General features: G+C 70.6%; 19 protein-coding genes. 15 read left to right on the top strand and 4 right to left on the bottom strand.

Annotated elements, in window-relative coordinates:
- Window positions 1-16 precede the first annotated feature (16 nt).
- A complete protein-coding gene (locus tag ABD327_RS28375) occupies window positions 17-1,711 on the top strand; it encodes a class I adenylate-forming enzyme family protein (protein WP_344454693.1) in 1,695 nt (564 codons plus the stop codon).
- On the opposite strand, the gene ABD327_RS28370 is transcribed toward ABD327_RS28375, so the two are convergent.
- Window positions 1,689-2,390, bottom strand: a complete 702-nt coding sequence (locus tag ABD327_RS28370) for a Clp protease N-terminal domain-containing protein (RefSeq protein WP_344454691.1) — start codon at window positions 2,388-2,390, stop codon at window positions 1,689-1,691. The two genes, ABD327_RS28375 and ABD327_RS28370, sit on opposite strands and share 23 nt — an antisense overlap.
- Before the next feature lie 261 nt (window positions 2,391-2,651).
- On the opposite strand from ABD327_RS28370, the gene ABD327_RS28365 reads away from it, so the two are divergent.
- From ABD327_RS28365 to ABD327_RS28315, 11 genes are all read left to right on the top strand, one after another.
- Window positions 2,652-4,259, top strand: coding sequence for an SMP-30/gluconolactonase/LRE family protein (locus ABD327_RS28365; RefSeq protein ID WP_344454689.1), 1,608 nt, complete (start codon window positions 2,652-2,654; stop codon window positions 4,257-4,259).
- A gap of 36 nt (window positions 4,260-4,295) precedes the next feature.
- On the top strand, window positions 4,296-5,123 hold the full coding sequence (locus tag ABD327_RS28360) for an SDR family NAD(P)-dependent oxidoreductase (RefSeq protein ID WP_344454687.1): 828 nt from the start codon (window positions 4,296-4,298) through the stop codon (window positions 5,121-5,123).
- An 82-nt stretch (window positions 5,124-5,205) separates the two neighbouring features.
- Window positions 5,206-6,591 carry an aromatic ring-hydroxylating oxygenase subunit alpha gene (locus tag ABD327_RS28355; protein ID WP_344454685.1) on the top strand — a complete coding sequence of 462 codons (1,386 nt, stop codon included), beginning with the start codon at window positions 5,206-5,208 and terminating at the stop codon, window positions 6,589-6,591.
- Window positions 6,592-6,657: 66 nt separating this feature from the next.
- A complete protein-coding gene (locus tag ABD327_RS28350) occupies window positions 6,658-8,499 on the top strand; it encodes a flavin-containing monooxygenase (RefSeq protein ID WP_344454683.1) in 1,842 nt (613 codons plus the stop codon).
- Entirely contained in the window at window positions 8,492-9,436 is a 945-nt protein-coding gene (locus ABD327_RS28345) for an SDR family NAD(P)-dependent oxidoreductase (RefSeq protein ID WP_344454681.1), read from the top strand. Before ABD327_RS28350 ends, ABD327_RS28345 begins: the two co-directional genes overlap by 8 nt.
- A gap of 2 nt (window positions 9,437-9,438) precedes the next feature.
- On the top strand, window positions 9,439-11,145 hold the full coding sequence (locus ABD327_RS28340; protein WP_344454679.1) for a thiamine pyrophosphate-binding protein: 1,707 nt from the start codon (window positions 9,439-9,441) through the stop codon (window positions 11,143-11,145).
- Window positions 11,146-11,156: 11 nt separating this feature from the next.
- A complete protein-coding gene (locus ABD327_RS28335; RefSeq protein WP_344454676.1) occupies window positions 11,157-12,593 on the top strand; it encodes an aldehyde dehydrogenase family protein in 1,437 nt (478 codons plus the stop codon).
- Window positions 12,590-13,417, top strand: coding sequence for a TauD/TfdA dioxygenase family protein (locus ABD327_RS28330; RefSeq protein ID WP_344454673.1), 828 nt, complete (start codon window positions 12,590-12,592; stop codon window positions 13,415-13,417). The genes ABD327_RS28335 and ABD327_RS28330 overlap by 4 nt, the downstream gene beginning before the upstream one ends.
- A complete protein-coding gene (locus ABD327_RS28325) occupies window positions 13,414-14,157 on the top strand; it encodes an SDR family NAD(P)-dependent oxidoreductase (RefSeq protein WP_344454671.1) in 744 nt (247 codons plus the stop codon). The genes ABD327_RS28330 and ABD327_RS28325 overlap by 4 nt, the downstream gene beginning before the upstream one ends.
- The gene (locus tag ABD327_RS28320; protein WP_344454668.1) at window positions 14,154-14,759 is read left to right on the top strand and encodes a carboxymuconolactone decarboxylase family protein; all 606 of its coding nucleotides are present in this window, start codon (window positions 14,154-14,156) and stop codon (window positions 14,757-14,759) included. Before ABD327_RS28325 ends, ABD327_RS28320 begins: the two co-directional genes overlap by 4 nt.
- Before the next feature lie 100 nt (window positions 14,760-14,859).
- Window positions 14,860-15,327 (top strand): GNAT family N-acetyltransferase, encoded by a 468-nt coding sequence (locus ABD327_RS28315; RefSeq protein WP_344454666.1) that lies wholly within the window; start codon window positions 14,860-14,862, stop codon window positions 15,325-15,327.
- A 369-nt stretch (window positions 15,328-15,696) separates the two neighbouring features.
- On the opposite strand, the gene ABD327_RS28310 is transcribed toward ABD327_RS28315, so the two are convergent.
- Complete coding sequence (locus ABD327_RS28310) at window positions 15,697-16,254, bottom strand: TetR/AcrR family transcriptional regulator (protein ID WP_344454664.1); 558 nt, start codon at window positions 16,252-16,254, stop codon at window positions 15,697-15,699.
- Between the two features lie 81 nt (window positions 16,255-16,335).
- Between ABD327_RS28310 and ABD327_RS28305 the strand changes: the two genes are divergently transcribed.
- The 3 genes from ABD327_RS28305 to ABD327_RS28295 are packed head-to-tail and all read left to right on the top strand — an operon-like array spanning window position 16,336 to window position 18,472.
- Window positions 16,336-16,914 carry a hypothetical protein gene (locus ABD327_RS28305; RefSeq protein ID WP_344454661.1) on the top strand — a complete coding sequence of 193 codons (579 nt, stop codon included), beginning with the start codon at window positions 16,336-16,338 and terminating at the stop codon, window positions 16,912-16,914.
- The gene (locus tag ABD327_RS28300; RefSeq protein WP_344454659.1) at window positions 16,911-17,675 is read left to right on the top strand and encodes a saccharopine dehydrogenase family protein; all 765 of its coding nucleotides are present in this window, start codon (window positions 16,911-16,913) and stop codon (window positions 17,673-17,675) included. Before ABD327_RS28305 ends, ABD327_RS28300 begins: the two co-directional genes overlap by 4 nt.
- Entirely contained in the window at window positions 17,672-18,472 is an 801-nt protein-coding gene (locus ABD327_RS28295; RefSeq protein WP_344454656.1) for an SDR family NAD(P)-dependent oxidoreductase, read from the top strand. The genes ABD327_RS28300 and ABD327_RS28295 overlap by 4 nt, the downstream gene beginning before the upstream one ends.
- Here ABD327_RS28295 and ABD327_RS28290 read toward each other — a convergent pair.
- Both ABD327_RS28290 and ABD327_RS28285 read right to left on the bottom strand, forming a co-directional pair.
- On the bottom strand, window positions 18,430-19,074 hold the full coding sequence (locus ABD327_RS28290; RefSeq protein WP_344454654.1) for a GNAT family N-acetyltransferase: 645 nt from the start codon (window positions 19,072-19,074) through the stop codon (window positions 18,430-18,432). The genes ABD327_RS28295 and ABD327_RS28290 overlap by 43 nt on opposite strands.
- On the bottom strand, window positions 19,071-20,462 hold the full coding sequence (locus ABD327_RS28285) for a DHA2 family efflux MFS transporter permease subunit (RefSeq protein ID WP_344454651.1): 1,392 nt from the start codon (window positions 20,460-20,462) through the stop codon (window positions 19,071-19,073). The genes ABD327_RS28290 and ABD327_RS28285 overlap by 4 nt, the downstream gene beginning before the upstream one ends.
- Window positions 20,463-20,547 lie beyond the last annotated feature (85 nt).

Here is a 20,547-nt window from a genome sequence, read left to right as displayed (position 1 = left end):
AGCAGGCAGGTGGGCGATGAGTACCCAGACCGCGGAGTCCGCACTTTCCATCGTGTCGGGCCCGCCGCTCGACTCCGAGCCCGGCCTCGGGACGCTCACGCTCCCCGGCTTCCTGCGCGAGGTGACGGAGGCGTACGGCGAGCGCGAGGCGGTCGTGCTCCGCTCGGAGGAGGGCGACACGCGCTGGACGTACGCCGAGCTGTGGGAGCGGGCGGTCGCCGTGGCCCGCTCGCTGCGCGCCTGCGGCCTGGACAAGGGCGGCCGCGTGGGCGTCCTGATGACCAACCGCCCCGAGTGGATCGCCTCGGTGTTCGGCACGTCGCTCGCCGGGGGCGTGGCCGTCACGCTCAGCACGTTCTCGACGCCGTCCGAGCTCGACCACATGCTCCAGGTCTCCGGGGTCTCGGTCCTGCTGCTGGAGCGGGCGGTGCTGAAGACCGACTTCGCCGCCGTGCTGGCCGAACTGGAGCCGGAGATCGCCGAGACCTCGCCCGGTGCGCTGCGATCGACGCGGTACCCGTTCCTGCGCCGTCTCGCGGCGGTCGGGGACACCCCCGTCTCGGGGATCGACGGCTGGGAGGACTTCCTCTCCCTCGGCGACCGGGTGCCGCGCGAGCTGGTCGAGGCGACGGCCGCCGCGGTGCTCCCCAGCGACACGGCCGTGCTCTTCTTCTCTTCGGGCTCGACGAGCAGGCCGAAGGGCATCCTGAGCGCGCACCGGGGCGTCTCCATCCAGATGTGGCGGTTCCGGCGCATGTTCGGGTTCGAGCCGCAGGACGGCGTCCGCTGCTGGACGGCCAACGGCTTCTTCTGGTCGGGGAACTTCGGCCAGGCGCTCGGCGCCACCCTGGCGGCCGGCGGCAGCCTCGTGCTGCAGCGGGTCTTCTCCCCCTCCGAGGCGCTCGAGCTCATGCAGGCCGAGCGGGTGAACTTCCCGGTCGCCTGGCCGCACCAGTGGGCGCAGCTGGAGGGCGCGCCCGAATGGGGCGGCGCGGACCTGAGCGCCATGCGGTTCGCCGACCGGAACACCCCGATCTCGCGCCACCCCACGGTGACGGCCGACTGGACCGAGCCGGGCCACGCCTACGGCAACACCGAGACCTTCACGATCACGACCTGCTTCCCGGCGAACACCCCGCCGGAGGTGCACGCGGGCAGCAGCGGCGAACCGCTGCCGGGCGTCACGGTCAAGGTGGTGGACCCGCTCACCGGCGCCGTCGTCCCGCGCGGCGAACGCGGCGAGATCTGCGTCAAGGGCCCCACGCTCATGCTGGGCTACGCCGGCACGCCGCTCGACGAGACGCTCGACGCGGGCGGCTTCTTCCACACCGGCGACGGCGGCTACCTCGACGCCGACGGGCGGCTCTACTGGGAGGGCCGGCTCACCGACATCATCAAGACGGGCGGCGCGAACGTCTCGCCCCTGGAGGTGGACGAGGCGCTGGCCGGCCATCCCGGGGTCAAGGTCGCCAAGACGGTCGGCGTGCCGCACGAGACGCTCGGCGAGGAGGTCGTCTCCTGCGTCGTGCCGCACGACGGCGCGGACCTCGGCGCCGAGGGGCTCCGCGCGTTCCTGCGCGAGAGCCTGGCGAGCTACAAGGTGCCGCGCCGGGTTCTGTTCTTCACCGGGGAGGAGCTTCCGCTCACCGGCAGCGCGAAGATCAAGTCGAGTGAGCTCCGGGAGCTGGTCACCGCCCGGCTGGAGGCCTGACCCCGGGGACGATCGGGCGTCCGCCGGAGGCCTCGGCCAGGACGGACGCCGCCGCCCCCCGCCCGAGCGAGGCCAGGCCCAGCAGGAGGTGCCTGCAGCCGATCGGGCTCTCCTCCTCCAGCGCCAGCTCGTGCGCGGCGACCACGGCCTTGCGGGTGTAGGGGGTCCAGGCGATGCGCTTGGCCGCCTGCGAGGCCCCCATGGTCAGCGAGCTCCGCACCCGCTGCCGGACGGAGTCCGCCGGGATGCCGAGGGACCCCAGGTGGCGGACCGCGCTGTTGTTCCCGGTGAGCAGCCCGTAGAGCACGTGCTCGGTGCCGATGAAGCTGTTGCGGTGCTGCACGGCGGCCTCCTTCATGTGCGCCACCGCCGCGCAGACCTCCTCCTCGAACTCGCCGGGCTCGTACTTCCACCGGCGCGCGAGGTAGCGCTGCTGGGCGGCCTGGCGGGTGATGCCCAGCGCCGTCCCGATCTCGGTCCAGGAGCAGCCCTGCAGGCGGCAGTGCTCGACGTAGCCCTCGACGAGGTCGTCGGCCAGCCCGCGGAGCTGCTCCGCCAGGGAGACCGCGTTGCCCAGGAGGGCGATCCGCTCGCCCCGCTCCCCTCCCCCGTCCGGTCCGGCCTCGCCGCGGGCGTGCTCGACATCGGCGATCAGTGCGTCAAGGTCCGGAAGAGCCATGGGTCGATTCTCAGCCGCCGAATCCGGGGTGTCAACCTCGCCTGACAAATCAAAAAGTGTCAACCGCACCTTACAAAAACAGCGATCACTATCGAGTCTTGACACCGAACATCGGCGGTGGAACTATTATTCTTGCATTAAGAGAGTGGCGTTTTCAGTTTTTAAAATGGCACTCTAAAACAGGCCGCGAAGCCGGAGAACACATTCCACCTCGACCCACCTCGACCCACCTAGACGAGTTGTTCCTGGGAGTCCTTCACCATGTTCTTGCAAGGGTCGCGCCACGCCGGCGCCACACCGATCGGCCTCGCCGAAGGATGGAGCCTGGAACGGCTCACGCCGCCGAGCCGCCTGTTCGGCGCCAACGGTCTGCGCACCGGTCCGGACGGCCGCATCTACGTGGCGCAGGTGGCCGGCAGCCAGATCAGCGCGCTCGACGTCGAGACCGGCGAGCTGGAGACCGTCAGCGCGCAGGGCGCCGACATCGTCGCGCCCGACGACGTGGCCTTCGACGCCCAGGGCGACCTCTACGCCACGGAGTACTACGACGGGCGCGTGAGCGTGCGCGGCGCCGACGGCCGCACGCGGGTGCTGCGCGACGACGTGCCGGGCGCCAACGGCATCACCATCCACCGGGGCCGGCTGTTCATCGACGAGTGCCGCATCGGCGGGCGCCTGCTGGAGCTCGACCCGAACGGCGGCGCGCCCCGGGTCCTGCTGGAGAACCTGCCGATGCCCAACGCCATGGAGTTCGGGCCGGACGGCAAGCTGTACTACCCGCTGCTGGGCACCAACGACATCTGGCGGATCGACCCGGACGGCGGCGAGCCCGAGCGGGTGGCCGGAGACCTGGGGGTCCCGGACGCGGTGAAGTTCGACGCCGAGGGCCACATCGTCTCCACCCAGGTGGGCACCGGCGAGGTCCTGCGGATCGACCCCCGCAGCGGCGACCGCACCGTCCTGGCCACCATCGCCCCCGGCCTGGACAACCTGACGTTCGTGGGGAACCGCCTGTTCGTCTCGAGCTTCACCGGCCAGATCACCGAGATCCTCGGCGGCGGCGCGACCCGGGCGGTACTGCCGGGCGGTCTGACCTGGCCGCTGGACCTCACCACGGGCGCCGACGGCACCCTGTACGTCTCCGACGGCACCTACTTCTACGTCCTCACGCCCGGCGGCGAGCTGCGGATGCTGGGAATGCTCTTCAGCCCCGGCTGGCCGGGATACATCCGCGGGGTGACCGCCGACGGCGAGGGCGAGTTCGTCGTCACCACCTCCAACGGCCAGATCGCGCGGTGGCGGCCCGCGAGCGGCGAGCACGACGTGCTCGCCGGCGAGACCGAGCCGCTCGACCAGCTCTACGGCGTGGCGGTAGCACCCGACGGCGCCGTGGTCGCCGCCGAGCTCGGCACCGGACGCGTGCTGTCCGTGCGCAACGGCGAGGGCACGACCCTGGCCTCCGGGCTGGACCGGCCGATGGGCGTGGCGTTCGACGCGGACGGCGCCTGCCTGGTCTCGGAGTCCGGCGCCGGGCGCGTCGTCTCGATCACCGGCTCCGGCGTCGACACCGTGGTGGACGGCCTGGAGACGCCCCAGGGCATCCTCGTCCGCGGCGGAAAGCTCCTGATCGTGGACGCCGGTGTCAAGGCCCTGATCGAGGTCGACCTCGACAGCAAGTCCCGGACCGTGATCGCCCGCGACCTGCCGGTGGGCGCCCCTCCCGGAGTCGACCCCAAGCCCCTCAAGGGCCTGCCGCCGTTCTCCGGCCCCCAGGGACTCTTCGCCGGCATCGCCGCAGGACCGGACGGCACGCTGTACATCTCCGCCGACGCCGAAGGCAGCGTCCTGGCGCTCCGGAAGGCGGGGTGAGCGGCCATGCGGTATGACTCCCAGACTCTCCTCAGCATGGACGGACGCGTCGTCATCGTCTCCGGCGCGGGCGGCGGAGGCATCGGCACCACGGTCACCGAGATGATCGCCCGCGCGGGGGCGACCGTGATCGCGGTGAGCCGCTCCCAGGACAACCTCGACACCCACATCGGGCCCCTGGTGAAGGAGGGCCTGCCGGTCGTGCCCGTCGCGGCCGACGCCTCCACCGATGAGGGCATCGCGACGGTGATGGAGCGGGCCGGGCGGACGGAAGGCGAGCTGTACGGGCTCGTCAACGTCGCCGGCGGCGCCGCCCCCTCGGACTGGAAGCCCTCGACCAGGGTGACCAGGGAGTCCTGGCGGTCGCTGTTCACCCAGAACCTCGAGACGATGTTCTTCATGAGCCAGGCGGTCGCCGCCGAGCTCAAGTCGCGGGGCCGCCCCGGCTCGATCGTCTCGGTCTCCTCGATCAGCGGCATGAACACCGCGCCCTTCCACATCGGCTACGGCACGGCCAAGGCGGCGCTGGTCGCGGCGACCCGCACGATGGCCGTCGAACTCGCCGGGGACGAGATCCGGGTGAACGCGATCGCGCCCGGCGTGACCGCGACCCCCGCCTCGCGCACCTACGTCGAGGAGGACCCCGAACGGGACCGCCGCGCCATCGCCATGGGGCGGCGCGCCCGGCCGGAGGAGCAGGCGGGGGCGATCCTCTTCCTGCTGTCCGACCTGTCGTCCTACGTCACGGGCCAGACCCTGCTGGTGGACGGCGGCCTCAATCTCAAGTGGACCTGGCTGGCCGCCGACAACACCTCCCTGTTCCTCAAGGACGAGGCGTTCCGCGCCGAGATCACGCGTTTCTGACCGCACACGCGGTACCGGCAAGAGCCCCGAAAGTCATCGCAACCGCACCCGCGGCCACCCCCGACGCGGGTTGGAGGAAGTCATGAGCGAAACCGGCGACATCCAGGCAACGGCCTCCGAGACGACCACGGCGGAAGCGCTGTCGCGGCCGCTCACGATCGGCGTGGAGGCGTACATCTCCGAGGAGTACGCCCGCGCCGAGCGCGACAGGCTGTGGAGCAAGGTGTGGCAGCAGGTCGGCCGCGTCGAGGAGATCCCCGAGGTGGGGGACTTCCTCACCTACGAGATCCTCGACGACTCGTTCATCGTCGTGCGCACGACCCCGGACACCGTCCAGGCCTACTACAACGTCTGCTCGCACCGCGGCCGGCGGCTCGTCGACACCCCGCCCGGCGCGCGGGACGCCCGGGGCCGCGGCAGGCAGTTCGTCTGCGGCTTCCACGGGTGGAGCTACAACCTGGACGGCCAGTGCACCCGCGTACCCGAGCGGGAGGACTGGCAGGACCGGCTGACCGACGAGAAGATCCGGCTGGGCGCGGTCAAGACCGACACCTGGGGCGGCTGGATCTGGATCAACATGGATCCCGACTGCGAGCCCCTGCTCGACTACCTGGGTCCCGCCGCCACCCTGCTGGAGCCCTTCCAGCTCGAGAGGTTCCGCTACCGGTGGCGCCGCTGGCTGGTCTTCGACTGCAACTGGAAGGTCGCCCTCGAGGCGTTCAACGAGACCTACCACGTGCCCTACACCCACCCGGAGTTCATTCCCTTCGGCGCCTTCCTCGGCTGGTCCAGGGTCCAGGGCCGGCACAGCAACATCGGCTACGACGCGCCCAAGGGCCAGGAGGGGAACCAGGGCAAGCTGCGGATCAGCGACAGCGGCGACGCCCGCGTGTCGACGGCCGTGATGCAGAACTTCATCTGGGAGAACGCCAACACCAACACCACCGAGACGCTGGTGGAGGTCGCGAACCGGCTGGTCGCCGAACTGCCGGAGGGAACTCCCCCCACCGAGGTGGCGAGGTACTGGCTGGAGACGGCGCGGCGCGAGGACGCCGAGCGCGGCGTGGTCTGGCCGACCATCGACCCCCAGACCGTCGCCGAGAGCGGCACCGCCTGGCAGATCTTCCCCAACTTCCAGATCGGGCAGGGCCAGAACAACATGCTGTGCTACAGCGCCCGCCCCCACGGCTACGACCCCGGCAAGTGCGTCTTCGAGGTCGCCGTCTACCAGCTCTTCCCCGCGGGCGAGGAGCCGGAGACCGAGTGGCTCCACACGCCGCCGGACGACCCGGACTGGCGCACCGTCCTGCCCCAGGACTTCTCCAACATGGCCGCCGTCCAGCAGGGCATGAAGGCGCGCGGTTTCACCGGCGCCAAGCCCAACCCCTACCGCGAGCGCGCCATCGCGAACCTCCACCACAACCTCGCCAAGTACATGGGCACCGGCGCTCCCCGCGATCTGGACTGATCCCCGGCCCCGCAGCCGATGCCCACCCCCTCCCCCGACGAACGACCCTGAGCCCGAGGAACCCGCATGCAGAGTTGCGAACCCACACAGACGCCTGAGATCGACCACGCGGCTCTCAGGGCGAAGTACCTGGCCGAGCGGGACAAGCGCCTGCGCCCCGAGGGGCAGCAGCAGTACCTGGTGGCCGAAGGCGAGTTCGAGGACTTCTACGAGGCCGACCCGTACATGCCGGTCGAACCCCGCTCTCCGATCACCGAGGAGATCGAGGTGGCGGTGCTCGGGGCGGGCTTCGCCGGCCTCGTCGCCGGGGCCCGGCTCAAGGAGGCCGGCGTCACCGACTTCCGGATCATCGACCTGGCGGGCGACTTCGGCGGCGCCTGGTACTGGAACCGCTACCCCGGCATCCAGTGCGACACCGACAGCTACTGCTACCTCCCGCTGCTCGAAGAGGTCGGCTACATGCCGAAGCAGAAGTACGCCTTCGGGGACGAGGCCTTCGAGCACTGCCAGCGCATCGGCAAGCACTTCGGCCTCTACGACAAGGCCCTCTTCCACACCCTGACCCGCTCGCTGGAGTGGGACCCCTCCATCGAGCGCTGGCGGATCGGGACCAACCGGGGCGACGACATCCGCGCCCGCCATGTCGTGATGTGCCAGGGTCCGTTCAACAAGCCGAAGCTGCCCGGGATCCCCGGCATCACCGACTTCCAGGGCCACACCTTCCACACGGCCCGCTGGGACTACTCCTACACCGGCGGCGACATGACCGGCGGCCTGGAGGGGCTCGCCGGCAAGAGGGTCGCCGTGATCGGCACGGGCGCGAGCGGCATCCAGGTGATCCCGCACGTCGCGCGCTCCGCCGAGCACCTGTACGTCTTCCAGCGGACGCCGTCGTACATCGACGAGCGCGGCGACGTGCCGACCGACCCCGAATGGGTGAAGACGCTGAAGCCGGGCTGGCAGAAGGAACGGCAGCGCAACTTCCACACCGCGGCGTTCGAGGCGTTCGCCCCCGGCCAGCCGGACCTGGTCTGCGACGGCTGGACCGAGGTCAGCCGCAACCTGGCCGCGCACCTGGACGCCACCGACGGCTGGGCCGCGCTGATGGACCCGGCGAAGTTCATGGAGCTCAGGGAGCTCCAGGACTACCGGGCGATGCAGCGGCTGCGCGAGCGCATCGACGCCATCGTCGAGGACCCCGCGACCGCCGAGGCGCTGAAGCCCTACTACCGCTTCCTGTGCAAGCGGCCATGCTTCAACGACCAGTACCTGCCGACCTTCAACCGCCCGAACGTCACCCTCGTCGACGTCTCCGGCACCAAGGGCGTCGAGCGCATCACGGCCGGGGGCATCGTCGCGGACGGCGTCGAGCACGAGGTCGACTGCATCATCTTCGCCAGCGGCTTCGAGATCACCACCGACCTCGACCGCCGCTTCGGCATCCAGCCGTTCACCGGCAGGGACGGGCTTTCGCTCTACGACCACTGGGCCGACGGGTACCGCACCCTGCACGGCATCACCAGCCCCGGCTTCCCCAACCTGTTCTTCACGGGGTTCATCCAGGGCGGCGTGACCGCGAGCACGACGGCGATGTTCGACCAGCAGGCCCGGCACATCGCCTATGTCATCCGGGAGGCCGCGGAACGCGGCGCCTCGACCGTCGAGCCGACCGTGGAGGCCCAGGAGCAGTGGTGCGCGACCGTCAGGGAGACCGCGGTCGACAACAGCAACTTCCAGCGGGAGTGCACGCCCGGTTACTACAACAACGAGGGCGAGCGGAACATCCGGTCGCACCTGGGCGAGCCCTACTGGCCCGGCTTCTACGCCATGGAGGACCTGCTGCAGGCCTGGCGCGAGTCGGGCGCCCTGGAAGGCCTCACCCTGGACGGAGGGGCGGCCCATGCCTGAGCCGGGGTCGCCTGAGACCGGATCGCCCGGGCCGGGATTCGACGGCCGCGTGGCCGTGGTCACCGGCGCCGGGCGGGGGCTGGGGCGCGCCTACGCCCTGCTGCTCGCCTCCCGGGGCGCCAAGGTCGTCGTCAACGACCCCGGCGGCAGCCTGACCGGCGACGGCGCCGATTCCGGTCCCGCCAAAGAGGTCGTCGACGAGATCACGGCGGCCGGGGGCGAGGCAGTCGCCTGCACCGAGTCCGTGGCGACGGCCGAGGGCGGACGGGCGATCGTCCAGGCGGCGCTCGACCACTACGGCCGGATCGACGTCCTCATCCACAACGCCGGAATCGTCCGCTCGGCGTCGTTGAAGGAGATGACGTACGAGGACTTCGACGCCGTCCTGGACGTGCACCTGCGGGGTGCCTTCCATGTCGTGCGGGCCGCGTTCCCCCTGATGTGCGAGGCGGGTTACGGCCGCATCGTGCTGACCTCCTCGATCGGCGGCCTGTACGGCAACCACCGGGTCGCCGGCTACGGCGCGGCCAAGGCGGGCATGATCGGCCTGTCCAACGTGGTCGCGCTCGAAGGCGCCGCCGAGGGCGTGAAGTGCAACATCATCGTGCCCGGCGCCGTGACGAGGATGGCCGAGGGCATCGACACCTCCGTCTACCCGCCGATGGAACCCGAACTGGTGGCCCCCGTCGTGGGCTGGCTCGCGCACGAGTCCTGCTCGATCACCGGGGAGATGCTGGTGTCGATCGCCGGCCGGGTGGCGAGGGCCTTCGTCGCCGAGACCCCTGGCGTGTACCGGCCGTCCTGGTCGATCGAGCAGGTCGGCGAGCGGATCGACGACATCCGCGACACCCGCGACCCCTGGATCCTGCCGGTCGTCCCCTCGGCTCACGTCGACCACATCCGCGACAGCTTCGCCATGGCCATGAAAGGGCAGTGAGCATGCCGGTCAAAGTCTACGAACGCATCCTCGACCTCTTCGAGGCCGAGGGCATCAACACGATCTTCGGCATCCCCGATCCGAACTTCGTGCACATGTTCCACCTCGCCGAGGAGCGCGGCTGGACCGTGGTCGCCCCCCACCACGAGGCGTCGGGCGGCTTCATGGCCGAAGCCGTGTCGCGGATGACCGGAAAGCCCGCGGTGTGCATCGGCACGCTCGGCCCGGGCATGGCCAACCTGGCCCCGGCCATGATGTGCGCCCTGGTGGAGAACTCCCCGGTCGTCTTCCTGGGCGGGCAGCGCGCGCGCATCACCGAGCAGCGGGTCCGCCGCGGCCGGATCCAGTTCGTCCAGCAGTCCCCGCTGTTCGAGGCCTCGGTGAAGTACAGCGCCAGCCTCGAGTACGCCGACCAGACCGACGAGGTCGTCCGCGAGGGCATCCGCAGGGCCATGTCGGGAACGCCCGGCCCGGTCTACATCGAATACCCCTCCCACGTGATCCAGGAGGAGCTGGACGTCCCGGCGGCGCTGCCGCCCTCGGCCTACCGCCTGGTCGGCCAGCAGGCCGGTCCCGACCTGGTCGCCAAGGCAGCGGAGGCCATCCGTGCCGCGAAGCAGCCGATCCTCCTCGTCGGGCACGGCGTCCACACCTCGCGCACCGGAGAGGCGGTCAGGGCGCTCGCCGACCTGATGGCCTGCCCGGTCATCCAGACCTCCGGCGGCACCTCCTACATCGAGGGCCTGGAGGACCGCACCTTCCCGTACGGCTTCTCGCCCTCGGCGATCGACGCGGTGGTCCAGTCGGACCTGTGCCTGGCCCTCGGCACCGAACTCGGCGAGCCGGTCCACTACGGGCGCGGCCGCCACTGGGTCGCGGGCGAGGCCGAACGCACCTGGATCCTCGTCGAGCAGGACTCCGAGGCGATCGGCGTGAACCGCCCGATCGACATCCCCCTGGTGGGAGACCTGCGGGCGGTCGTCCCGCAGCTCGTCGAGGCGCTCAAGGACACGCCGCGCACCGCGTCGCCGGAACTCGAAGGCTGGATCAGGCAGGACGCGGCCCGGCTGGCGGAGCTGGCGGAGACCGCCCCCTCCGGCATGTCGCCCGTGCACCCGGCACGCCTGATCGTCGAGGCGACCAAGGTCTTCCCGCCGGACGGCATCATGGTGCGCGACGGCGGCGCCACCACGATCTTCGGCTGGACCTACTCGCAGGCCAAGCCGCACGACGTCATGTGGAACCAGAACTTCGGCCACCTGGGCACGGGGCTCCCCTACGCCGTCGGCGCGGGAGTCGCGGACGGCGGCCGGCGGCCCATGATGCTCATCACCGGGGACTCCTCCTTCCAGTTCCACATCGCCGAGCTGGAGACGGCGGCGCGCCTGAACCTGCCGCTCGTCTGCGTCGTCGCCGTCGACTACGCCTGGGGCCTGGAGGTGGGCGTCTACAAGCGCACCTTCGGCCAGGGGTCGCTGGAGACGGGCACGCACTGGAGCAAGAACACGCGCCTGGACAAGGTCGCCGAGGGCTTCGGCTGCTACGGCGAGTACGTCGAACGCGACGAGGACATCGCGCCCGCCATCAAGCGCGCCTACGCCAGCGGCAGGACCGCCGTCATCCACGTGGCGGTCGACCCGAAGGCCAACTCGGAGGAGATGCCGAGTTACGACGAGTTCCGCACCTGGTACGCGGAAGGAACCCAGTGAAGGGGCAGGCCATGCGTGAATACCTGAAGTTCTACATCGGCGGGCAGTGGGTCGACCCGGCCGAGTCGCAGACCATGGACGTGGTGAACCCCGCGACCGAGGAGGTCTGCGGCAAGGTGGCGGCCGGTTCGGCCGCCGACGTGGACCGGGCCGTCGCGGCCGCCAGGTCCGCCTTCACGAGCTGGTCGGAGACCAGCCGCGAGGAGCGGGTCCAGGTCCTCCAGAACATCCTCGAGGAGTACCAAAAGCGCGCGGGCGACCTCGCTTCGGCACTGACCGAGGAGATGGGCGCGCCGGCCGCGCTCGCCGGCGGCTTCCAGGTCGGGCTCGGGGCCGGCCACCTGGGCACGGCGATCGAGCTGCTCAAGGGCTTCGTCTTCGAGGAGCAGCGCGGCGCGACGCTCGTCGTCAAGGAGCCGATCGGCGTCTGCGGCCTGATCACGCCGTGGAACTGGCCGCTGAACCAGATCGCGGTGAAGGTCTTCCCCGCGCTGGCGTCCGGCTGCACCGTGGTGCTCAAGCCGTCGGAGCAGTCGCCGTTCACCGGGCAGATCTTCGCCGAGATCCTGCACGCCGCGGGCGTGCCCGCCGGGGTGTTCAACCTCGTGCAGGGCGACGGCCTCGGCGTCGGCGTGCCGCTCTCCAGCCACCCCGGCGTCGACATGGTCTCCTTCACCGGCTCGACGCGGGCAGGCGTGGAGGTCGCGCGGAACGCCGCGCCGACCGTCAAGCGGGTGACCCAGGAGCTGGGCGGCAAGGGCCCGAACATCATCCTGGACGACGAGGCCTTCGCCTCGAACGTCGCGCAGGGCGTCGGCGACATGATGGGCAACTCCGGGCAGACCTGCAGCGCCCCCTCGCGCATGCTGGTGCCCGCCGCGCGGATGGCGGAGGCCATCGGCATCGCCCGGGAGGCCGCCGCCGCGATCACCGTCGGCGACCCCCAGGGCGAGTTCACGATCGGCCCGGTGGTCTCGGGAGCCCAGTTCGAGAAGATCCAGGCGCTGATCCAGAAGGGCGTCGACGAGGGCGCCACGCTGGTGGCGGGCGGCCCCGGCCGTCCCGAGGGGCTGGAGCGCGGCTTCTACGTGAAGCCCACCGTCTTCGCCGACGTCACCAACGACATGACCATCGCCCGCGAGGAGATCTTCGGCCCGGTCCTCACGATCCTCGGCTACGACGACGTGGACCACGCCGTCGAGATCGCGAACGACACCGAGTACGGCCTCGCCGGCTACGTGGCGGGCGCCGACCTGGCACAGGCCCGCGCCGTCGCCCGCCGCATCCGCGCGGGCTGGGTCGCGATCAACGGCGGTTTCGACTTCGCCTGCCCCTTCGGCGGCTACAAGAAGAGCGGCAACGGCCGCGAGTGGGGCGAGTTCGGCTTCCACGAGTACCTGGAGACCAAGGGCATCCTCGGCTACGCCCCCGACGAGGAGGACGCATGACCGCCATCGCCACGAGGAAGTTGAGCGAGAACGTCGGGGCGGAGGTCCTGGACGTCGGTATCGACCGCCTGCTGAACGACGACGAGTTCCCCGAGGCGTGCATGGAGGCGCTCGAGGAGTACGGTGTGCTGCTGTTCCGCGAGCTGCATGTGGACGACCACGCCCAGGTGGAGTTCTGCCGGAGGCTGGGCGACCTGGCCCGGTTCCCCAAGTACGCGAACCCGAACGTCATGGAGATCAGCTTCGATCCCGGCAACCCGAACGTCGAGTACTTCGCCAGCAACGACTACTGGCACATCGACGGCGCCCTGGACGAGATCCCGGCGAAGGCCTCGGTGCTGAGCGCCCGCGTCACCGCCCGGGAGGGCGGCGAGACGGAGTTCGCCAGCACCTACGCCGCCTACGACCTCCTGTCCGACGAGGAGAAGGAGCGGTACGCCGGCCTGCGGGTGGTTCACACCTTCGAGGCGATCCAGCGCCTGACCTACCCGAACCCGACTCCGGAGCAGCTGGAGGAGTGGGCCTCTCGGGCCGTCCGGGAGCTTCCCCTGGTGTGGGAGCACCGGTCCGGGCGGCGCTCGCTGGTGTTCGGGGCGACCGCCTCGCACATCGCCGGAATGGACGTCGAGGAGGGCCGCGCCCTGCTGGCGGACCTCGAACGGCGGGCCACCGCCCCCGACCGGGTGCTCCGCCACTCCTGGTCGGTCGGCGACATGGTCATGTGGGACAACCGGGGCCTGGTCCACCGGGCCTGCGCCTTCGACCGGACGGAACCGCGCAGGATGCACCGCACGACCCTCCTCGGAGACGAGTCGATCAAATGAGCGCGCGTACGGCCATCGTCACCGGCGGGGCCTCGGGGATCGGCGAGGCCGTCAGCCGGCGGCTGGCCGCCGACGGGGCCCTGGTGGCGATCTTCGACCTCAACGGCGAGGCGGCCCGGGACACGGCGGCCTCGATCGAGAAGGAAGGCGGGAAAGCCGTCGGGCTGGCCGTCGACGTGACCGACCGCGCGGCCGTCGACGCCGGGGTCGCGGAGGTGCGGGCCCGGCTGGGACGGCCGGCGATCCTGGTGAACAACGCCGGGCTGGCCGTCGTCCAGCCCTCCCTCGAGGTCACCGCCGAGGACTGGAACCGGCTGCTGGCCGTCAACCTCACGGGCACGTTCTCCTGCTGCCAGGCGGTGCTCCCGGACATGCTCGATGAGGGCTGGGGCCGCATCGTCAACATCTCGTCGTCGAGCGTGCACAGCGGCTCGTCCAGGATGGCCGCCTATGTGGCGGCGAAGTCCGGGGTCGTGGGCCTCACCAAGGTCCTGGCGCTGGAGTTCTCCCCGAAAGGCATCACGGTCAACACGATCCCGCCCGGATTCATCGACTCGCCCATGCTCCGCGACACCGTGGAGCGGGGCTTCGTCGACCTCGAGCAGCAGACGAGGCAGACCCCGGTCGGCCGGATCGGGCGGCCCGAGGACGTCGCCGCCGCCTGCGCGTTCCTGGTGAGCGAGGAGGCCGGCTACATCACGGGTCAGGTCATCGGCGTCAACGGCGGACGCAACACATGACGGCGTCCGGAGAGGAGACGGCGGCCCGGATACCTCCCCTGCCCAAGGCCGAGTGGTCACCGGAGATGGCGGAGTTCATCGGCGGATTCCGGTCCGCCGTCAAAGGCGACGGGCCGGACGAGGACCGCCAGTCCGGGAGCAACCTGCTCGGCACCTTCGCCCGCTACCCGGAGCTGGCGAAGGCCTTCCTCACCTTCAACGGCCACCTCCTGTACGGCTCGACGCTGACGGCCCGGCAACGAGAACTGCTCATCCTGCGGGTCGCGGCACTACGGAACTGCGGCTACGAATGGGCCCAGCACACGATCCTCGCCGAGAAGGCCGGACTCTCCCCCGAGGAGATCGCCCGGGTCGCCGAGGGCCCGGACGCACCGGGCTGGCCCCCTCTCGAGCGGGCCCTGGTGCGAGCAGCCGACGAACTGCTCTCCGACGGGGCCGTAGGAGGCGCGACCTGGGGCATCCTGGCCCGGGAGTTCGACGACCGGCAGCTCATGGACGTCGTCTTCACCGTCGGCACGTACGAGCTGCTGGCCATGGCGCTCAGCTCCTTCGGAGTACAGCCCGAGGCCGCCCTCGTCCCGTACCTCCCCGACAGCCGATGAACCCCGTACCGCCCGTCCAGGGCCTCAGAGGGTCTAACAAACCGATTACCGCAGTATGGACCGTAGGCCCTGGGGAGTGGCGCCGAAATGATGCATCATCGTGAGCCGGGAAGTGCGGCTGCGCGCTGCTGAGCCCGATGATTACGATCAGATCATCGCCGTGGTGGACCACTGGTGGGGACGGCCGGTTCGGTCGGTCCTTCCTCGTCTGTTCCTGGACCACTTTCACCGCCCCAGCCTGGTCGCCGAGGACGGTGACGGACTGGCGGGATTCCTCATCGGGTTCCTGTCGCCCTCGATGCCCGATACGGGCTACATCCACTTCGCCGGTGTCGCACCGCGTATTCGCGGCACTGGAGTGGCACGTCGGCTCTACCGGCGATTCTTCGAACTCGCCGCGACCGGGAACCGGACGGAAGTCCAGGCGATCACCTCGCCGCAGAACCGTGGTTCCATCGTCTTCCACGTCGCGATGGGATTCTCTGTCGCGGGTCCCGTACCCGGATACAACGGCCCGGCGGCCGACCGGATCGTCTTTCGACTCGCTCTCTCGCCCGACGCGACATGAGAATCCGTATCGCGGAACCTCGCTCCCACTCTGTTAAAAGCTCTAGAACCCCCGCCGCTGGATGGTGTGGGCCCCCCGCTCCAGATCTTTCCGGAAGTCGGGCTGGACGACGGCGATCAGGCGGCGGCTGCGCTCGGCGAGGGTGCGGCCCTTGATTTCGGCGGTGCCGCCTGCGCGTTCCTGGTGAGCGAGGAGGCCGGCTACATGTTTCTCGACACGTGCGCTCCGAGTGGGCGGGTCGTGAAGAGGGCTTCGAGCAGGGTGTTGTAAATCGAAGAACGATTCCCCACACCCCCGCCGGGAGCTGAGGCGTTGCCGCCGTTCACTGCCGCGATGCGGATCCGCTTGGTGCGGCGGGACGGCTTCCGGTCAGCTTCGGGTCGGCACGGTGGTGAGCTTGTGGACGAGGAGGTCGATCACGGCTCGTTTGTCGGCGTCGTCGTGCCGGTGGGTGAGGAGGCCCTCGATGACGAAGGTGCCGATCGCGGTCATGGCGGGTAGGTCGGCTTCGGCGGCGCCTGTTTTGCGGAGGTCGTCGACGACCAGGGTGGCGGCGAGTTCGTGGAAGCCGGTGTGCCAGGTGTGGACGGCGGGTGAGGCCGGGGCGCGGGTGTGGACGGTGTTGACGAGGCCGTGCAGCCTTTCGAGCTGGTCGACGGCCCACAGGAGCCGGTCGTTGAGCGGCCGGTCGGCGATGGTCGCGTACTGGGCGAGGGCCTCGGCCAGCAGCCGGTCCAGGACGGCGACGAGCAGGTCGTCCTTGTCGCGGAAGTACCAGTAGATCGTGTTGACGGTGACGCCGGCGCTCTTGGCGATCTGGCCCATGGACGCCGACTCGTAGCCGTCGTCGATGAACAGCCGCTGGGCGGCGGCGAGGATCTCTTCGCGTTTCTCCTCGCGATCCTGGGGACGTCGGTTCCGGGGCACCCCCACACCCTATCTTGAACGCCCCTCAAGAACACGCTAAGTTTCTTGAGGACCATTCAAGAAGTGAGGTGGGACCCCTCCATGGAGACCGACCCCGCGGCTGCCGAGCTGCTCGGGCGGAACACGACCGAGCTGCTGGCGTTCTTCGCCACGCTGCCCGCCCCGGAGATCGAGGAGATGGACGGGGAGTACACCGCCCGGCTGCTGGCCCAGCCCGGCGTGTTCGCCTCGGTGACCGGGCGCGCGACGGTGTCGAACCCGTTCGCGCCCTGGCTGTGCAAGGCGTTCCGGCCCGTCGACGGCCGGACCGGGCGCGGCTACAACACCTTCCGCCAGTTCGGCCGCGTCCGGCAGCGCTATGCGATGCACACGCTCATCGCGCCGTCGCGCTATGACGGCCGCCCCGCCTACACGCTGGTCTACCGCGCCTACGGCTCGATGTGCGGGGCGATCAACATGGTCGACGAGGTCCGCCGCGCCGCGCCCGGCGTCTACCTGGGCATCGGGACGTGGGGGTTCACCGCACGCCAGCGCCGCATCCCGCTGCCCTTCCTGCTCACCGGCCCCGTCGGCGCCTACCGCGGTGACATCGGCACCGCACGCCGCGTCTTCACCCCCGGCCCGCGTGAACTGCCCGGCCGAAAGGAAGCCGTCCAGTGACGAGGTGGCTGCTGCACGGCGCCAACGGCTATACGGGTGAGCTGATCGCCCGGGAGGCCCGCAAGAGGGGCCTGGCGCCGGTCCTCGCCGGCCGGAACCTTCCCGCCGTCAAGCCGCTGGCCGAGGACCTCGGCCTGGACTACCGGATCTTCGACCTGCGCGACGCCGACGCGCAGCTGTCCGACATCGACGTGGTGCTGCACTGCGCCGGGCCGTTCTCGGTGACGGCGGCCCCGATGATCGACGCGTGCGTGCGCACCCGCACCCACTACCTCGACATCACCGGCGAGATGGACGTCTTCGCCTACGCCCGCGAGATCGACGCCCAGGCCCGCACCGCCGGTGTCGTGGTCTGTCCCGGAGTCGGGTTCGACGTCATCCCCACCGACTGCCTCGCCGCCGCCCTCCACCAGGCCATGCCCGAGGCCACCCACCTGCGGCTCGGGTTCGACCTGCCGCTGGCGCTGTCCCCGGGGACGGTCAAGACGATCCTGGACGGGATGGCCGCCGGAGGCCGCGCCCGCATCGACGGCCGGATCACCCCGATCCCTCTGGGCCGACGCACCGCCCGCATCACCACGGCCAACCCCTACCGCCTCACCATCGACGGCACCCTCGCCGCCGTCACCGAGCTCCTCGCCGCCCCCGCCGTCCGGCCCGGCGCGCACACACCCGCGACCCTGTTCGGCGCCGACCTCATCACCCGGCTCCCCGGCAGCGGCCCCCTCACCATCAACCCGACCGAAGGAACCCCCACATGACCACCACCCCCCGCACCGCGCTCATCACCGGCGCCTCCGCAGGCATCGGCGCGACCTTCGCCCGCCACCTGGCCGCCCGCGGCTACCAGCTCCTGCTGGTCGCCCGCCGCACCGACCGCCTCCAGGAGCTGGCCGCGGAGCTGACCCGGCGGCACGGCGGGCGGCGCTACGAGGTGTTCGCCGCCGACCTCACCGACCCCGCCGCCCCCAAGGCGATCATGGACTACGCGAACGCCCAGGGCTTGGACATCGACGTCCTCATCAACAACGCCGGACTGTCGGGCAAGACCGCGTTCGCCGACACCCCCTGGGACGCCCTGGCCGGGGAGATCCAGCTGATGGTGACCGCCCAGACCGAACTCGCCCATCTGGTCATTCCCGGCATGAAGAAACGCCGCTGGGGCCGCATCGTCAACCTGTCCTCCGTCGCCGCATTCGCACCACCCGCCGCGAGCCTCCTCTACACCGGCATCAAGTCCTACGTTCTCAACACCTCCCAGGCCCTCGACATGGAGCTCAAACCGCACGGCATCCACGTCACCGCCCTGTGCCCCGGCTTCACCCACACCGAATTCCACGACGTCATGGGCACCCGCGACAAAGCCAACCGCCTCCCCCGCATCCTGTGGCAGCAACCCGAAGCCGTCGTGACCGAAGGCTGGCAAGCCGTCCAGAACGGCAAACCCGTGTGCATCCCCGGCCTCGTCAACAAGATCTCCGCCGCCGCCATGAAACCCCTGCCCATCCGCCTGGGCTACCTCGCAGGACGCACCTTCAACCCCTTCAAGAACAGCTGACCTCCCCGAGACCAGCGGCCTGAGGTCAAGGGATCGGTGGTCTTTGGCCAGAATGGCCGAGGGCCTGGGGTCCGACCCTGCGGTGCCGCCTCACGTCCGCGCGGGTCTTCGTGGTCTCGATGGTCAAGGGGAGGGAACTCGTAGCGGTAGAGGCTGTCGGGGAGGCGGGTGAACGTGGAACCGGGGTGGTAGCGCCGGATCGCGGCCCGGGCCGCGCTGTTCTCCGGGAGGACGTCGGCCCTGAACCGGGTGACGCCCGCCGACGCCGCGATGGTCGCGAGCCTCATGAGCAGGGGGCGGGAGAGGCCGCGCCGCTGCCATGGGTCGGTGACGAGGAAGGCCAGTTCGGACGTCGCCGGATCGGCGGCGTCGCGGATGTACTCGGCGATCGCGTGGACGCCCGCCGCGGACACGGCGAGGAGCACCACTCGACCGCGGTGGTCGACGGTGGACAGCGAGCGCAGGTAGGAGTCGGGGAGCCGCGGCGTGCCGACGAAGAAGCGCTGGTAGAGGCTGGCGGACGACAGCCGGTCCGACATGGCGCGGACGCCTTCGAGGTCGTCTGCCCGGTAGGGGCGGATCACGAGATCGGACTCCTTCATGCTCCGGCCTTCCGGGGGGTGATGCCGAGGGCGGTGACGGCGCTGAGCGCGGCCGCCCCCGCGATGAACCACCAGCCGTGCTGGAAGGCCGAGTGCGCGTCGTCGGCGTCGAGGGAGCCGAGAATCGCGACGAGGATCGCGACGCCCAGCACATAGCCGAGCTGGCGGCTGGTGTTGACCACGGCGCTGCCGGTCGCGGCCTGTGCGGGAGGAAGCCCCGTGGTCGCCGCGGCGAGCAGGCTGGGCAGCGCCAGGCCGATCCCGACGCCGATGATCATCCAGCCGGGCAGGATCTGCGTCGCGTAGCGCACGTCCGCGGAGGTGCTGAGCGCCAGCAGCGCCGCGCCCGCGAAGAACAGCAGGTTCCCGGCGGCGACCAGGACGCCCGTCGGGACGCGTCGCGCCGGCCGCTGTCCGACGGCCGCGAAGATCATGACCATGAGAGGTCCGGGCACGATCGCCAGACCGGTCTCGATCGCGCTGAACCCGCCCGCGTTCTCGAGCCACAGCACGACGCAGGGGAAGGACGCGCCGAACGCCGTGCAGAACACCAGTGCCGTGGTGTTGGCCCAGACGAAGCTCGGCACCCGGAACAGCGCGGGATCGACGACGGGAGCGGGATGCCGCAGGCTCCGCCGGACGAAGACGCCGGTCCCGGCCGCCGCGACGGCGAAGGCGCCCAGCGTCGCGGCGTCGTCCCAGCCCCGCTCCCCGCCCTTCACGAGTCCGAGCGCGGCGCCGCCGATCGCGAGGGCGAGCACCGCCGCGCCGAGCAGGTCGGGCATCGGCGAGGAGGCGTCCCGCGAGTCGGGGACCAGCCGCCGCGCCCAGACGAAGGCCGCGATCCCGACCGGCAGATTGATCAGGAAGACCCACCGCCAGGACAGCCCGACCAGCGCGCCGCCGACCACGGGACCGACCGCCCCGGCGAAGGAGCTCGTGGTCGCCCAGACCTTCACCGCCCCCGCGCGCCGTTCGGCGGGCAGCGCGGTGAGCAGCAGTCCCAGGCTGGTCGGGGTGAGGGCCGCGGCTCCTGCGGCCTGGAGCACCCGGAACGCGACCAGCCACCAGAGCGAGGGCGCGGCGGCGCAGGCGGCGCTGGCCAGGGTGAACACCGCGAGCCCGACCAGGAATCCGGCCTTGCGGCCATGCCGGTCGGCCAGGCGTCCGGCCGGGATCAGCAGCGCGGCATAGACGATGGTGTAGCCGTTGAGCACCCAGCTGAGATCGGCGAGCGACGATCCGCAGAAGTCCGCGGCGAGGTCGGTGAAGGCGACGTTGACCACGAAGACGTCGAGCATCGCCATGAACGCCGCGGCGCAGAGCACGAGCACGATCGCGGCCGACCGGTCGCGTTCCCTCGTCGGCACCGATGATTCCGAGGACACGGGCACTCCCCTCCAGGCTGACTATACTTTTGTATAGTCAGGAAGCGCTGACTATACATGGGTGAAGTCATCGCCGGTAGAGTCG

It is taken from the genome of Actinocorallia aurantiaca (assembly GCF_039533685.1).
Lineage (GTDB): Bacteria > Actinomycetota > Actinomycetes > Streptosporangiales > Streptosporangiaceae > Actinocorallia > Actinocorallia aurantiaca.
This window is presented reverse-complemented; position numbering and strand designations above follow the sequence as displayed.